This is a genomic window from Candidatus Nitrosotalea sp. TS, from assembly GCF_011319465.1.
Lineage (GTDB): Archaea > Thermoproteota > Nitrososphaeria > Nitrososphaerales > Nitrosopumilaceae > Nitrosotalea.
This window is the reverse complement of record NZ_RCMB01000013.1, coordinates 69,444-83,953: the sequence shown is the minus strand read 5'-3', so window position 1 is coordinate 83,953 and position 14,510 is coordinate 69,444. Positions and strand designations below refer to the sequence as shown.

Annotated in this window: 21 protein-coding genes and 3 pseudogenes; 11 read left to right on the top strand and 13 right to left on the bottom strand. The window is 39.7% G+C overall.

Annotated elements, in window-relative coordinates; all coding sequences use genetic code 11:
• Positions 1–89: 89 nt before the first annotated feature.
• Complete coding sequence (locus tag DYY67_RS06350) at positions 90–608, bottom strand: PepSY domain-containing protein (protein ID WP_166391737.1); 519 nt, start codon at positions 606–608, stop codon at positions 90–92.
• Between the two features lie 170 nt (positions 609–778).
• Between DYY67_RS06350 and DYY67_RS06345 the strand changes: the two genes are divergently transcribed.
• Complete coding sequence (locus tag DYY67_RS06345) at positions 779–1,168, top strand: tetratricopeptide repeat protein (RefSeq protein WP_166391735.1); 390 nt, start codon at positions 779–781, stop codon at positions 1,166–1,168.
• A 10-nt stretch (positions 1,169–1,178) separates the two neighbouring features.
• Here DYY67_RS06345 and DYY67_RS06340 read toward each other — a convergent pair whose 3' ends face one another.
• A complete protein-coding gene (locus DYY67_RS06340) occupies positions 1,179–1,484 on the bottom strand; it encodes a hypothetical protein (RefSeq protein WP_218584698.1) in 306 nt (101 codons plus the stop codon).
• Positions 1,485–1,614: 130 nt separating this feature from the next.
• On the opposite strand from DYY67_RS06340, the pseudogene DYY67_RS06335 reads away from it, so the two are divergent.
• From DYY67_RS06335 to DYY67_RS06330, 3 genes and pseudogenes are all read left to right on the top strand, one after another.
• Positions 1,615–2,233 (top strand): annotated as a pseudogene (locus DYY67_RS06335) (EMC3/TMCO1 family protein).
• 97 nt (positions 2,234–2,330) lie between these two features.
• Complete coding sequence (locus DYY67_RS10950) at positions 2,331–2,465, top strand: hypothetical protein (RefSeq protein ID WP_255492914.1); 135 nt, start codon at positions 2,331–2,333, stop codon at positions 2,463–2,465.
• Positions 2,466–2,525: 60 nt separating this feature from the next.
• Positions 2,526–3,041, top strand: a complete 516-nt coding sequence (locus DYY67_RS06330; RefSeq protein ID WP_166391731.1) for a DUF2299 family protein — start codon at positions 2,526–2,528, stop codon at positions 3,039–3,041.
• 5 nt (positions 3,042–3,046) lie between these two features.
• Here the strand turns inward: DYY67_RS06330 and DYY67_RS06325 are convergent, their stop codons facing one another.
• The 4 genes from DYY67_RS06325 to DYY67_RS06310 all read right to left on the bottom strand — a co-directional run bounded on the left by DYY67_RS06325 (position 3,047) and on the right by DYY67_RS06310 (position 5,634).
• A complete protein-coding gene (locus DYY67_RS06325; RefSeq protein ID WP_166391729.1) occupies positions 3,047–3,352 on the bottom strand; it encodes a hypothetical protein in 306 nt (101 codons plus the stop codon).
• Between the two features lie 82 nt (positions 3,353–3,434).
• A complete protein-coding gene (locus DYY67_RS06320; RefSeq protein WP_166391727.1) occupies positions 3,435–3,734 on the bottom strand; it encodes a hypothetical protein in 300 nt (99 codons plus the stop codon).
• A gap of 278 nt (positions 3,735–4,012) precedes the next feature.
• The gene (locus tag DYY67_RS06315) at positions 4,013–5,074 is read right to left on the bottom strand and encodes an SBBP repeat-containing protein (RefSeq protein WP_166391725.1); all 1,062 of its coding nucleotides are present in this window, start codon (positions 5,072–5,074) and stop codon (positions 4,013–4,015) included.
• Between the two features lie 71 nt (positions 5,075–5,145).
• Complete coding sequence (locus DYY67_RS06310) at positions 5,146–5,634, bottom strand: hypothetical protein (protein ID WP_166391723.1); 489 nt, start codon at positions 5,632–5,634, stop codon at positions 5,146–5,148.
• Positions 5,635–5,805: 171 nt separating this feature from the next.
• Here DYY67_RS06310 and DYY67_RS06305 point away from each other — a divergent pair, with 171 nt between their 5' ends.
• The gene (locus DYY67_RS06305) at positions 5,806–6,390 is read left to right on the top strand and encodes a hypothetical protein (protein WP_166391721.1); all 585 of its coding nucleotides are present in this window, start codon (positions 5,806–5,808) and stop codon (positions 6,388–6,390) included.
• Between the two features lie 374 nt (positions 6,391–6,764).
• Here the strand turns inward: DYY67_RS06305 and DYY67_RS06300 are convergent, their stop codons facing one another.
• The gene (locus DYY67_RS06300) at positions 6,765–7,709 is read right to left on the bottom strand and encodes a hypothetical protein (protein ID WP_166391719.1); all 945 of its coding nucleotides are present in this window, start codon (positions 7,707–7,709) and stop codon (positions 6,765–6,767) included.
• A 78-nt stretch (positions 7,710–7,787) separates the two neighbouring features.
• Here DYY67_RS06300 and DYY67_RS10945 point away from each other — a divergent pair, with 78 nt between their 5' ends.
• On the top strand, positions 7,788–7,919 hold the full coding sequence (locus DYY67_RS10945; protein WP_255492912.1) for a hypothetical protein: 132 nt from the start codon (positions 7,788–7,790) through the stop codon (positions 7,917–7,919).
• A gap of 36 nt (positions 7,920–7,955) precedes the next feature.
• Here DYY67_RS10945 and DYY67_RS06295 read toward each other — a convergent pair whose 3' ends face one another.
• The 3 genes from DYY67_RS06295 to DYY67_RS06285 all read right to left on the bottom strand — a co-directional run bounded on the left by DYY67_RS06295 (position 7,956) and on the right by DYY67_RS06285 (position 9,275).
• Positions 7,956–8,180, bottom strand: coding sequence for a hypothetical protein (locus DYY67_RS06295; protein ID WP_166391717.1), 225 nt, complete (start codon positions 8,178–8,180; stop codon positions 7,956–7,958).
• Positions 8,181–8,689: 509 nt separating this feature from the next.
• Positions 8,690–8,866, bottom strand: coding sequence for a hypothetical protein (locus tag DYY67_RS06290; protein WP_166391715.1), 177 nt, complete (start codon positions 8,864–8,866; stop codon positions 8,690–8,692).
• 1 nt (position 8,867) lies between these two features.
• Positions 8,868–9,275, bottom strand: coding sequence for a hypothetical protein (locus DYY67_RS06285; RefSeq protein ID WP_166391713.1), 408 nt, complete (start codon positions 9,273–9,275; stop codon positions 8,868–8,870).
• 158 nt (positions 9,276–9,433) lie between these two features.
• Between DYY67_RS06285 and DYY67_RS06280 the strand changes: the two genes are divergently transcribed.
• From DYY67_RS06280 to DYY67_RS06270, 3 genes are read left to right on the top strand one after another with little or no spacing between them, the layout of a single operon-like run.
• Positions 9,434–9,916: an SRPBCC family protein gene (locus DYY67_RS06280; protein WP_166391711.1), complete on the top strand. Its 483-nt coding sequence runs from the start codon at positions 9,434–9,436 to the stop codon at positions 9,914–9,916.
• Positions 9,917–9,964: 48 nt separating this feature from the next.
• The gene (locus tag DYY67_RS06275; protein WP_166391709.1) at positions 9,965–10,396 is read left to right on the top strand and encodes a TFIIB-type zinc ribbon-containing protein; all 432 of its coding nucleotides are present in this window, start codon (positions 9,965–9,967) and stop codon (positions 10,394–10,396) included.
• A gap of 40 nt (positions 10,397–10,436) precedes the next feature.
• Positions 10,437–10,928 (top strand): hypothetical protein, encoded by a 492-nt coding sequence (locus DYY67_RS06270; RefSeq protein ID WP_166391707.1) that lies wholly within the window; start codon positions 10,437–10,439, stop codon positions 10,926–10,928.
• A gap of 73 nt (positions 10,929–11,001) precedes the next feature.
• Here the strand turns inward: DYY67_RS06270 and dps are convergent.
• A pseudogene (gene dps, locus DYY67_RS06265) lies at positions 11,002–11,528 on the bottom strand (DNA protection during starvation protein).
• Between the two features lie 301 nt (positions 11,529–11,829).
• Here dps and DYY67_RS06260 point away from each other — a divergent pair.
• Positions 11,830–12,162: pseudogene (locus DYY67_RS06260) on the top strand (MarR family winged helix-turn-helix transcriptional regulator); the annotation flags it as partial.
• A gap of 12 nt (positions 12,163–12,174) precedes the next feature.
• Complete coding sequence (locus DYY67_RS06255; protein WP_166391703.1) at positions 12,175–13,653, top strand: MFS transporter; 1,479 nt, start codon at positions 12,175–12,177, stop codon at positions 13,651–13,653.
• 6 nt (positions 13,654–13,659) lie between these two features.
• Here the strand turns inward: DYY67_RS06255 and DYY67_RS10940 are convergent, their stop codons facing one another.
• A complete protein-coding gene (locus tag DYY67_RS10940) occupies positions 13,660–13,788 on the bottom strand; it encodes a hypothetical protein (protein ID WP_255492911.1) in 129 nt (42 codons plus the stop codon).
• Between the two features lie 58 nt (positions 13,789–13,846).
• Positions 13,847–14,476: a hypothetical protein gene (locus DYY67_RS06250; protein ID WP_166391701.1), complete on the bottom strand. Its 630-nt coding sequence runs from the start codon at positions 14,474–14,476 to the stop codon at positions 13,847–13,849.
• Between the last annotated feature and the right edge of the window lie 34 nt (positions 14,477–14,510).

Here is a 14,510-nt window from a genome sequence, read left to right as displayed (position 1 = left end):
TTCTATCCAGATCTGACAGTCCATGAAATCTGGACAAAACCCAGAATCAAAACATAAAAAAATAAAATAAGAAAAAGGCTTTCTAGAGTTTACTCTTGAAAGTCACTTGGGGTAGTTCCACTGGGTGCTGTGCTGCCACTTGGCGCCGTACTGCCGCTTGGCTTTATCATTCCCATGTGTCCGTGCATCATCATTCCATGGCCGCCCATGCCTCCAATCAAGGAAGATAAAGTCAATGGATGACCCTGTGATGTCTTGAGTACGCTTCCGTTTCCTGCATCTACTATTACAGAATAGACGCTTTTTCCGTCTGTTACCTTGAAGGCATAGACTGGAGAGCCGTGCATTACCACAAGACCTCCTGATAGCACCTGTCCTCCTGTTACCTGTCCTGCAGCTGTTCCTGCAGCGGTTACAAATTGGATCTTTACACTAGATAGAATCATCTGTGTAAGGTTTACTGAACCCTGTATCGGTGTCTGTGTCTGACCTGAACTCGAGCCTGCTGTCTGTGCATATGCAAGTGAGCCGCCTACTGAGGCAATCACTGCAACGCCCAGAATCACTGCAAGCAGTTTCTGATGTGTCTTCAGTTCTTGTATGTTCATTGCACTGATACAATAGTGGATTTGATTTATAATGGATTGCGCCACCTTGTTCGTTAACAAGGTTAGTGATGTTCTCTCATGAGAGCAAAAATGCCTCTTCTCTTTTCATGGTACCGTCTCATCTTGAAACCTTCTTGGCGTTAAAATATCCCTACTACGTCTACTCCACCATGGACGATGCAAATTCATGGTACAAGCAAGGCAATGACATGATGATGCAGGAAAAAAACGAAGATGCCATAGTTGCATATGACAAGGCAATCGAACTAGATCCAACTTACACAAGTGCATGGAACAACAAAGGGATAGCAATGTTTAGACTGAAAAGATATGAAGACGCAATCGCCTGCTATGACAAAACAATTGAGATCAATCCTAACCATGCCAATGCATGGTACAACAAGGCAAAGGCACTAAGGGGTCTTGGACAGTCATATCTTGACAAAGCCAATGAAGATCGTGTGACTGCCGCAAAAATAATCAACCAGTCTCTTGCCATATTTGAGTCAGCAGAAAAATGCTATGTCCAGGGAGATATTCTCTCAGGCGAAAAAAAATAGCCTGATATTTTTATTGTCCGACAGCTTTGAAGATTGCGTCTCTTATTTCAGTCGATCTCTTAAAAAGTGTCTGCGCTATCTCATCCACCTCTCCTCCACTTGGCTTTTTGCCAGAGTGAACCACAAAATAATATGTTTCAAACTTGCCTACTATGGAACCATGCGTATATCCATAGACGTATTCTGATTCATCTTTTATCTGAAAAATTCCGCTAAACTCTGGCAGGCGAAGGTTGGCCAGAATGCCTGGGATCTTGGCTATTTCTTCGTCTATCATTGTTTTAAGCACGGTTCTATCTTTTTCTTTGAGTGCCACATTTGTCAACTAGACAAGCTCAATAAAAGCAATAACATCAGGTGCAAATTATGTATGGGGCTGGTTGCAACCAATTGCTGTGGCATGCATGAACTTTTAAAAGACCATATACAAAATAAAAACAATCAAAATGGAAGCAATAATTCTTGGATTTCTAAATTCGATATATCTTCAGATACCGGGTGTAGGGCAAAGCCAACTTGGCAGCGCCAATCCATGGGTGAAAGGACTTATTCCGTCAGCATTTGGAATTATTGGTATCGCAATCATGCTAAACCTGTTCAATGCAGCAATAAGGAAAAAAATGGTAGATCCAGGACAAACTAAAACGATTGATGAGGGAGACTAGGTCGTGGCAGAAAGAAAGAATGGCAGCGTTTAGGGCAAAAGATCAAGAAAAGATTGACCAGATCAACAAAAAATCTGCATACATGAACAAGCTAAACATGGAAATAATGCAGCTAAACATGCGACCTATGGCTTTTACGTTTATTCCATTCTTACTCATCTTTTATTTCCTGTTGCCTCACATGTTCTCATATACCGTTGTCGAGTCCCCTATTCCTCTTAACGTATTTCCAGGCAACTTTTTCCATCTCACATGTTCTGCCGATGATGTAAAAAATGAGGCCAAGAGCCACTGCGCACATACAGACGACATGTACTTTTGGGGCTGGTATTTCTTATCGTCTATTTCTATGAGTGGAATAATAATGCGGGTAACAAAGACATCCACAAACCTAGATTGATCGGAGATTTTTCGCATACTCTAAAATAAGCTAATTTGTTGAATACTAATAACAAAAGCTGATGAATATCTATGAGTCTGAATTTAAGGATAAAGACATGAGCAAATTAAGATCCAATTTTGGTGACACCGCCAGAAGAATACTAATTCCTCATTGGTTTGAGATCGCATCAGGCATATTTGTAGGACTGAGCTTGGTTCTCATCTTTGCAGCAAAACTACCAGTAAACTAGACATTCTCTAAAAAATCTACAAGGAATCCATTAAATGTCAGAGTCTATGACTCTTGATTGTTGAGCCAGAGCGCACTAAAAGACAAGATAAAAAAATGGCTAGAGGGCGAAGATTTTGCAGTATCTGAGCGAGCTGAGGAAACATCTGATTTTCATCTTGTCATTTCCAATCTTCATGGCAAGGGGACATTTGCAGACATTGTCAAGCTAAAAAACAAAGATTTTGTCATACTGGGAAGCGCGCTACAAAATCCTCCGGAATTTCTGCAATTACTCTCTACAATGCCAGAGAGGGAAAGATCTGATTTCTTCAGTCATATTCAAAGAGAACTGCTAAAGTTTAAGGTTGACCACGAGTTCCACCCAAACAAACTCATGCCAGAACGTATGATAGTAAGAGATGTTGTCTATGAAGAGGACATCACAAGAACTGTATTCATGAAATGTCTGAAGAGGGTAAAATTTGCCTCCTTGTTTTTGCTGTGGTCAATTGGACACAAGTTCTCGCCTGATTCAATACAGTCTTCTACACCGCATCCGTCATCAACATCTGGCACCAGAACCCCTTACGGATAATATTTTTATCTTTCATCTGTTCCGCAAGTGTATTTTCCATATTTTCCTTCAAGCCCTGCTGCCCTGGAAATATCAGATGACGATGAAGGATCATTTTGAATTGTTAGGCGGCAACCAAAGCCTGCATCAGGATAGCCCTTGTTAAGTTTGTCAGTGAGGGAAACGGCTGCATTGACAGACGAACTTGTCGGATGAGGCTTGTCAAAAAAAGAATGTCCGATTGTTTCTGGTACCACTATGAGAAGAACGATAATTATTGCAAACATGTTAATTGACTTTTTTCGCTTTGAATCCAAATCAATCAATTTCAAACTATTTATCATATATTAACTAAAATTATGATTTTCAGTTCCTGACACTTCGCCTGTTTGTCTTTTGACGCACTCGTCGTATCTATGACAAGCATCGCGGTATGATTCTTCTGCTAGCCATAACTGATATGTCTATCTGGACCTTGCTTTCTGCTGCATCATGAAGCTCAAAAAACCCCTTTTCAGCATTGTCTTCGAGCACATTTACTATCTCGCTTGCGCTTGCAGTAGCTAGTCTTACCAGCCCTGATGCAATCATGTGGTTTTGTGCGCTTGCAAGAGCATTAGAGAATGCAAAATCTGCAGTTTCTTGTTGGTAATATAGCTCATGAAGTCTCTCGGTAGATTTGACAAGTGAGTTATATTCGTCCTCGCAGTGCATGTTGAACAAATATCGAAAGCCCGTTCTTATCTTTTTGATTTCATGTATGCAGACAGACGATGTGGTAATGGGTACCGCAAATTTGCTTTTTTTGACTTGATGGGTATTGATTCATCAATTTTGTCGCTTAAATAGGAAATTTGCAAGGTATGTATGAAATGCCATACGAAGAAATTTACTTTCAAAGGCTAAAGGAAGAAGACCCTGAAGAATACGTGAACGTGACAAATCAATAGATGCAAAGGAAAAATCCAAGCGTGGATATTTTCATACTTTTTCTAGATCTTGCCTGATGTCTTTCTTGTAAAAATTACTAGGGATACAATAGCTGCTGTCAAGGCAAACAAAGTTGTGGCGCCAAACTCTGGCACAGTACTCTTTACCGTATTTGCAGTGGAGTTTGAAATTGAAAATTTCTGTATGTTTGGATGATCATATGACGCATCTGAGACATACACATTTCCAGAAGAGTCAATTGCGATACCAGACGGTACCTCAAACTGTCCATTGCCTGTGCCCGAAGTGCCAAACTTTGTAATGAACTGTCCAGTGCTAGTAAATTTCTCTATCCTATAGTTCCCAGTATCTGTTACATACACATCGCCAACAGAATCAACAGCTATGCCTTGTGGTGAATTGAATTGTCCATTGCCGGTGCCTGCAGAGCCCCACTTGTCAATGAACTGGCCATCACTTGAAAACTCTTCAATACGGTTATTGCCCGCGTCTGTTACATACACATTTCCAACACTGTCTATTGCTATGCCAGTTGGGGTGTCAAATTGGCCGCTATCGTTTCCATATGTTCCCCACTTTGCTATGACCTGACCTTCATTTGAAAATTTTCCCACGATATTTTTTGTCGGGTCAGAAAAATAAATGTCACCAGAAGAGTCTATTGCTATTCTAGCTGGATAATACTGTACAAGATTGAACTGTTGTATATAATTACCCGATCCATCAAACTCTTCGACTCTGTTGTTTGCTTGGTCAGATATGTAGACATTTCCCCTGCTATCGATAACTATGCTTGTGGGCAAGTTGAACTGACCGTTTCCAGTTCCATATGTTCCCCATTTTGAAAGAAATTTACCATCGCTTGAAAACTTTTCAATTCGATTATTGTTAGTATCTGTTACGTACACATTTCCTGCAGTGTCAAGAGTTATGCTTGCAGGCAGGTTTAGCATACCATCATAATTTCCAAGTGTGCCCCACTTTGCGACAAACGAGTATGTCTCATCCGCAAGCGCCAGAGGAAAACCGGCATAGCCTGCATACCATAACACTATGGCAAAAACACATGAAGATACAATTATTGTCGCTTTTCTAGTTTCCATTTTTTCAAGTTCTGTCTTTACACTTCCTTATTTAAGATCACCTAAGATCTCAAACACGAAACTTTACACCACTATGGACTTTTAGTTATTTTGCACTTGCCTGATATGTCTCTTATTGCAAGATAATATGCATAAACCAAAATTGCAATTGAAACCAGTCTTAGCGGTATCTCATATTGTGAAAGAAATGAAGTGGCAACACCACCTGCTGCCCCAAACGCGGAAGCCATTGCAAATCCTATCGAGCCGCAGCTACACGCCCCTGCACCGGCTCCTATCGCAGTTCCCAAAAACCCACTTCCTGATTTTTTCACGCTCTCACCCAGCAAGCGAATTCGGTATATGCTAAGACTAGTGACAATGCCTGAGAGGGATGCAACAGCAACTATGAGTATGAAATTTAAAATTTCGCTCTCTTCCACATATAGAAAGAATTTTGGCTCAAAGAAAAGAAATTGTGACATGTATGCCAAGAAAAGAAACAATCCAACAAAAACGCCAATTGCAAGCATGGTATAGGGAACATTTGAGAAAACTAATCCTAATGCCTGCTTTTGCATTAGTGTGTGATATCTTGACAATTATTTAATCCACACGCCATCAAAGCTAATTTATGCAAATCACAATGTGACTTTTGGAAAATAATATTTTCGTGTTCTATTACTTGATCGTACTGGTTGTAAATGGGTTAAAATATGGACTATCACTATATCGACTAGAGAACCCGTAAGATGGACAAAAAACTAAACAAGGACGGAGACAAAAAAACACCTAACAACAAGGGATCAAAGAGCAAAAACAAACTAATTGCAATAGGAATTATCGCAGCAATAGCTGCAGGTGTAGCATACTATCTTCACGAGTCAGACAATACAGTTGACAAGGCTTTTGCAGCAATTGACGGAATTCCCTGCGAAACACAAGAGTATACCACTTATCATGTACATGCACACCTTGATGTCTTTGTTAATGGACAGCACATCACAGTTCCACAATATGTTGGAATAATGGCTGGAGGACCAAATAACCAGCAGTTTGTCTGTCTGTACTGGCTTCACACTCACGATACTACTGGAATAATGCACATAGAATCTCCACAAGAAACAAACTTTACCCTAAACCAGTTTCTTGACGTCTGGAAAAAGACAAGCACGGGAGCACTTCCAGATGGAGAACCAATAATCTTTGTAAACGGACAAGAGGTGTCTACAAACTTGGAATCTACAGAACTTCATGCACATGACGAGCTAGCAATTGTATATGGAACCGCGCCTCCGAACATACCTTCATTCTATCAATTCCCAGAAGGCCTATGATTTCTAGTCTTGTATGGTGAAATCTACAAAAAACTCTTTCACTTCTGTCAAATCAAAATAAATTAAATACAATTTGGGCTTTTGAAGAAAATCAAACCCATTAGGATATTTTTCAATTGTTTTATATCTTATCTTTTAGCCACTTTTTCAAATCCGCATCTGGTACATACAAATTTCTTTCCTATGTCAAAAAGAATTCCTCTACATTTTGAGCATTTTTTCATTTTATATCGTTTAAACAACCAAAATAAAAAGTATAGAGTCAGGTACAGAATTTAGTATCTTAACTTGATCCAAGATCTTTTGTTACTGTTATTCCCTGATCGTCGGTCACTGTTACAGACTTTGCCGAAGCAGGAGGTGATAACATTACTTTATCCCCTGGATGCTTTTCTTGTTCTTTTCTGCTTTTGTTTCTTCTTGTTCTTGTAATGCCATAAAAATATCATAAAGCCTATCACACCTGATACAATGCTTCCCACCCCCACAACGGGTGCAATGAAGAACTGTCCTACCCAGATACCGTTTGCGTCTCCGATCTCAAGCATGCCTCTTTGTCTTGCAAAGACACTAAACGAATTATCTATTGGGTATGTCTTTCCCACATCATCAGAGTATGTGCCATTTACATGTACAGTTACCTGGACGGGATCACCAAGTTCCTTTTGCGTTTGTACGACAAATTCAAAATCAATGGATTTTCCAGCATCCAAGTCCGTGATATCAAGCGATTTTTTTCCTCCAAGCTGTACCTCTGAGGAGAATGCAGAAAGTTCTATGTTGTGGGCATTAGAACCCTGATTTGTTATGATGCCTTTTATCGAAAAGGGCTCTCCGGCAAATACATCGCTTGGAGCTTGGAGGTTAAGCGCTAGAAAAGGCTTTGATGCCGTAAAGAACTGGACAGTCTGGGTGACAACGTGTTTTACAGGCTGGGAATCGAAGAAACCCTTGACAAAATAATCAACTTCAACGTTTGCAACAAAATTTCCATCAGGGGTGCCATTTTTTACAGTGGCGTTAAAGTCATTTCCAAAGGTGGAATCCTTTGCCAGTTTGTCAAGATGAAAGCTGTTTTGCTGGATTTGAATCTCAGGGCAGGTTATTGTAACCGTGATATTTGATACCTGATCAGCCGTGGCCTTTGCTACTGAAGATAGTACAAACTCTTTTCCCGGTATCACAATATCTGGATAGTTTAGGCTCACCTGAAGATTTGAATCGGTTATGTTGTTTTGAGCAGCATATGTTGGAACAAATAGAATTGACGAAAAAATAATTAAAAAACAATAGTTTGAAAACTTGCGCAAGACGCCCATTCTTTTGATATTGATTGTACCATGTATTCAAAATTCCTATTTTTCATACTTTATCTACCAGTGCCGTTTTAGAAGATCATGAAAGCAAAGTTTAAGACAACATGTTCAGAGTGCAACGCCGAAATCAGTGCAGGCAATGAAATTGCAAAAACCCCATCAGGAAAATGGGTTCACAAGCACTGTGCTCCTGAATCCGAAGAATTGCCATAAGGACTGTATGGGAACAGATTTGGATCCTGACAGTTCCTATGTGCAGGAATACACTGCATACTGTCCCTGGATTCCAGCTGCCCTACTTACATTTACAGCAGTTGTATCGTTTTTGAGAACCAAATGGCATCGCATATCGCCGTTCACGTACATGTCATGTTGTTTATTAGTTAGTGAAAGAGCGGCATCAACAGAAGAGGTAGGCGAGTGTTTCTGCATGTCAAAATAAAAATGAGCAACAAGTTCTGGTACTGCTATCATCAGCACAACCAAGACGGCAAACGTGTTTATCTTTTTTTCTGCTTAGAATCCAATCGGTCTCTGATCTAAAATGAACATTATATTAAGATAAAGATGATTTGCGTCTGTCAGCTAAACATCAAACAAAAAATTGGACAATCCTACAGGTGTAGGATTGCAGCCAAGATTCCGGCTCCTAATCATTGCCCCAAGGCACAAGAATGCCAGGTCAAAGGCAATCACTTTCTTAAATGAGGCATGAACCTGCATTTTCCATACGCTGGGTTTTTTTGATTCAAGTGTATTTTTCATATGTTACATTGTGGAATCAATTAGATAGAGTGTTGTCAGCTAGATTCATTATTTCTAAGCTAGGATGCTGAAACCATCTCATATGGAACAAAATGAATTATTCCTCATGAGTGTAGAGTGTCAATTCCTGTGGATCTGAGAAAGCGTCGATAAACTATGATGCAAAATACAAGGGACTTAGAGGCTCTTGCCCTGATTGTGGAACCAACTGGCCAGAATCATGACCTCTCAAACTCACTCCAAATAGAGTCTATCCTATCTCTTAGTATCTTGACATCAATTTTTTCCATAAAGTCTCTTTCAACCCTGTATCCAGTTATTTCATTTTCGCTATATGTTGGGTCTATCAGACCGCCCTCAACATGCGGTATGGCTCCTGATTTCCACTCTTTCATCTCAAACAACCACACCAGGGTCTCCAAGATTTGAAAAATCAATATCGTCATGGCCTATGAATAACACATGGCACTTGGGAAGATTCTCATGTATCTTTTCATAAGCAATCATCTGAGCCTTTGAAATTATCATTCTGTCATCATGAAATAGTTTGAGTTCAAAAATCATAAATCCACCGTGGTGCTCAATCAGCCAATCAACATCTGTCCCGCCTGATGTTTTCATCCGTTTTGATATCAAGTTTCCAAGGACCTCTCTTGTTTTTGCAAATAAGAGAGGATTCACTATCTTATGTTTTGGCTCATCTAGTTCGTCTTTGACATAACTTGTACTCTGGGCAATTGATTTGCCAGTCTCTTTGGAATTGTATATGATATCTGCAAGACCAGACCTAGAATCGGAAACCATGTTGGAAATTGAATTAATCTGCCTTATATGTACACAAAATCAATTTTTGGAAACAAACAGCTGATCATCTGCACCTTTGAGAAAATGAAGACCGTGTATTTGATCTTGGCAAATGTTCTAAAAATTCAGTGTAGTGCAGTGTATACTTACCAAGATTTATGCCAAATCGACCTAAAGATATCGTGGTAGAAATCAAGGTAAGGCTGCAGATTAACACGTCACAAGAAAGAGTATGGGACGTCATATCCAATATTGATAACGACTCGAATTTTTGGAGGGGAATCACCTCCATTCGAAATCTCTCAAGAGATGGAAATGTAACCACTCGCGAAATAGTGCTAGGTACAAACATTAGGTGTGTTCAGAGACTAGTCATTTATCCAAAAGAAGAAATCAGCATAATATGGATTAAAGGAGTAATAGCAGGAACAAAAGCAATACTGCTAACCCCATTAGGACAGGCAACCCTTCTTGAAATTCAGATGAATTATAGATTTTCAGACATTAGTAATCTTGCCTCTAAGAGACTGGCAGCTCTTTTTCAAGATGAAGCCGAACTTGCAGTTGATCTGATAAAAAAACAATCAGAATGGAATGAGAATAACGTTTCTGCGGAGATAAAAAAATCGTGGGCGATGTAATCATGGCAAAAATAAACAAAACCAAACAAGTATTTCGAGATAATTCCTATGATGAAAATACATCTAGGAAGAATGGATGAAGTTTTAGATGTAACATCACCCAAATGTCCTATCTCGGGATGTATAGGAGAACCAATAATCACAGATACTTCGTCTGGAGAGATAATCTGTGGTTCCTGTGGACGTGTTCTTCTTGAAAAATCAATAGATCCAAATCCGGAACACGTTTCTGATGCAACAGAGTTTGTTTCCAAGGCAAGGACCGGACCTGAGCAATCACTTACCATGTATGATATGGGAATGATGACAGTTATTTCCAATAAAGACGCAATGGGAAATTCACTGTCTAGTTACATGAAAAATACTTTTGGCAGATTGAAGATACTTAACAACAGAAGTAGAACAGCATCATCTAACAGGACACTGAGATCAGCCTTGCTGCTTCTTTATTCTCTTAAAACAAAGTTAGGGACTTCCTGACTCTACTGCTGAAAATGCGGCATATCTTTACCGTAAAGCCATGCAAAAGAAAATCACGGTAGGGCGTAGTGCAAAAGGCCTAATGTGTGCCTCTCTTTATCTTGCTTGCAGGCAGACTGCAATTCCTCGCTCTCTTTCTGATGTGTCTCAGGCAGCAAATGTGAGCAAAAAAGAGGTCAGCCGTGCTTGTAGAAATCTAATTGAAAATTTTGAGATGTCTTTGGATCCGTGCAGTGCCTCAGAATTTGTTACCAAAATAGCAAATGAGGTAAATATCAACGAAAAGATACGAAGAGATGCACTGAAGATTATTGCGCAGTTGACACAAAAAGGATCCTCTGCAGGTAAGAATCCGATGGCACTTGCCGCTGCAACCCTTTACTTGGCATGCATTCTAAACGGCGAGAAAAAAACTCAATCTGAGATTGCAAAAGCATCAGGCATAACTGCAGTGACTATACGAAACAGATATTCTGCATTAAAAAAAGAGGTTGGACTTGAAACTGACGAAATACTAGAAAGTTTAAACTGAATCTAGTTTTTGATACTATACATTTAGTCCAATCGCTAAGGTATTTTGCAGAATTATCTGTAAGATGTTTGATTTAACCCAAAGCTCTTGAGTGTTTCTGAGTATGTGGTCGCTCTCCAGGATATTTTCTTCTCATGATGCCCAGAAGGTCTTCCATACAATAATTCTAGAAACCATGCTTCATGCTCTATCTCTTCTCTTAGTATGTCCTTTGCCACGTCATATGTTGCAGGGTCTTTTCCATGTGTCATCTTGCACACCCTGTTCCAGTTTACGATTGCTCCCTGTTCTGCCTTTAGACATTTTTCAAGTATTGCTTTTGTGTCAGTTGGGTTTGTTGGCAGTTGCAAAAACTCACATCCTGACATCTTGATAAATTCTTGAGCATTGTTTGGTAAAGTTCCGCCCAATTCATAAATTCTTGAAAGGCATGATTCAAAGTGACTTAGATCTTCAAGTCTTGCATCCTCGATTACACCTTTTAGTCCCTCGCCTTCCATTCCTGTACAGTGAGCTCTGAGATTTGTAAAATAGTAGTAAGCAGTAAATTCAACTGATGCGTTGTAAACTAGTGCGTTGATCAAGCTCCTTTATGTTGATGCCATTTTGTTCTAGAACTTTGACGCCGACAACATTTAGATCTTTTTTTAGTCACAGATACGGTTCAGGCTTGCTGGAAGATATAAAGAAATCGCTTTGGGATCTAAGTTTATAATGATTAGGAACCTAATCATTAGGTGTCTATCTATATGACAAAATATGATTTTGAATCAAGTGTGGGATTTGTAGTAAACCATACAGCAAAGGCATTTCAAAAAACATTCGATTTGGAACTTAGAAAAAATGTGGGAGTGAACACTTAGCCAATGGCGTGTAGTCGCATCCCTGGTACAACAGCCCAGGCCTGACTCAGAAGGAAATTGCAGACAAGGTGGGAGTTGAAGGTGCTACACTGGTACCACTGATTGACAAGATGGAAAAGGAAGGACTGCTCAAAAGAAAGCCAGATTCAAAGGACAGACGAGTAAACAGAATATACCTGACACAAAAGGCGGACTCTTTATGGAATTCCATGACTGAGTGTGCCATTTACATACGAAAAGTTTCCACCAAAGACATATCAGAAGACAAACTTGAAACCACGCTTGATACACTTCACAAGATATCAAAAAATCTGTCAACATATTTTGAAGTTAACGTACCTGCCGAAGTTTCAAGAAAAAACAGAGGATAAGATAAAATGGTAATGTCAAAGAATCCTAAAGAAGAATCTCCTGATACTATACCAGCACGAGCATGGAAGACGCTCATAATTCTAAGCTTGCTTGCAACGATGGCAATGTATGCAGAAACAATGCTTGTGCCGGCAATTCCTGACCTGATAAAAGATTTTCATATTTCTTATAGTGTATCATCGTGGATCCTGACAACGTACCTTCTGGCTGGGGCAATAATGACTCCAATCGCAGGAAAGATGTCTGATATCTATGGAAAGAAAAAGATACTTCTTGTCATCGTGGTAATTTACACAGTAGGTGTTTCCCTTGGAGGTTTTGTCACAAACATATACGAGATGCTAGCAGTCAGAGTAATACAGGGAATTGGAATGTCCATGTTCCCAATAGCTTTTGGAATGATACGAGAGCAGTTTCCGATAAAAAAACTTGCAATAGGACAGGGAATCATAACTTCAATGTTTGCAGGAGGCGCAGTAATAGGACTAGTTGCAGGAGGCCATTTGATTCAAAACTATGGTTGGCAATCCACTTTCTTCTCAATAATTCCAATTGCAATTGCACTAATTGTAATAATCAAGAGGTTCATACATGTAGATGAGGTTCATCCTCAATGGAAATCTGAAGGTCAGACGGGACCTGACATCAAGCCAAAATCTGGCATTGACATTCAGGGAGCAGTCACTCTGGCAGTGTCTGTAACTGCATTTTTGATGGCACTGACCTTTGTTGAGACAGGAGATTCGGTAAGTTCTTCTACAATGATAGGTCTTGTCGTGATTGGAATTGTTTACCTGATTCTCTTTGCAATAATTGAAAAAAGATCAAAGTACCCACTAGTAGATCTCAAGATACTTCTCAACAAGACAATCCTTCCGTCAAACATACTGATAATGATTGTAGGCATGTCAATGTTCATGGTATTTCAGACAATACCTGTATTGATTCGAAGTCCGGTGCCACTGGGATTTGGGGCAGATCCGGTGGCTACTACAAACGTACAACTCCCGTTTGCTCTTGTTCTGCTAATCTTTGGCCCGACTTCTGGCTTTATCATATCAAAATTGGGCTCTACAAAGCCGATTATAGTTGGCAGCATAATTAGTGCCATAGGATTTGCCAGTCTTTTCATGTATCACTCTACAGAGTTTATGATTTCGGCAAGTCTTGCAATCCTATCCACAGGCTTGTCACTTACCAACGTAGGTGCAATGAATGTAATCATGGTTGCAACGCCAAAACAAAACGTGGGTGTGTCATTGGGGATGAGTACCCTGATTAGAATAATAGGTGCGTCAGTGGGACCTGCAATGGCTGGAATGTTCATGCAAACTCACAAGACTTCACTGCCAGGTATAGTTGGCACATTTCCAACTCCAGATTCTTACAATATGATATTTCTTATTGCCACAATTGTTTCAATTGCATCAATTGGGCTTGCCATATTCTTGAGCAGGTCTGTCTCAAAAACTGCAGTTCATATAAAATGAAAAGTTTTAGGACTGGCTTGTAACGTCTTGGCTCTCGGACTTGGCTTTGAGCAAGTCTAGTTCATTCTTGGCCGTCTCATACTCTGTTCTTGTTCGAGCCAGAGTAACCTTTACTATTTCCAACTCTTTTTTCACGGCCTCATACTTTGAATTTAGCGCAGCTGCTACAGCGCCTGCAGCTTCTACAATTTTCTTAGAATCGTCCTTTTTGCCAACTGTGGCAAGTTCTTTTTCTATGAATTCTAATTCGTTTTTTGTTATTCAGTATCTCTTTTTTCTTTAATTCTTGCTGAGATTTCAAAGAATCAAGTTCTGCCTTTGCCTTTTGCACGGCAGAGTCTATTTCTTTTTTTCCTTTCTCGGAATCTGATATTTCTGACTGGATTTTTTCAAGCTCCAAAGTCCTGCTTTCCTTTTGGGAGTCAATTGAGGTCAACTCATCCTTTATTTCCTGAATCTGTTGTTTGATAATGTCTACATCTCTTTGATTATACTGAGATTTTATTGTCTCAAGGTCAGATTTGGCATTTCTGATCTGTTCCATGGCTAATTCTCGCTCTGCTCTAATTGAAGCAATTTCAGTTCTCAAGGAATCAAGCTCTTCTTTTGCACTCTTACTTTCTTTTGTAATGGTATCTAGTTCTGTTTTTACGCCTCCGATCTCTCTGGTACGTGATTCTAGCGTGAGAGCACTTTCCTGAATCTCTTTTTCCAGCTGGCTTATCTCTTCTTGTAATTGTTCTTTTTTGATCTGCTCTGTGGTCTTTACTTGAATAGTTTCTTTTACTTCATCTTCCTTCCTTGAGCGGCCAAAAAGTCCCATTAATAGGACTTGTTGTGTATGGTAAGAAAAGTAT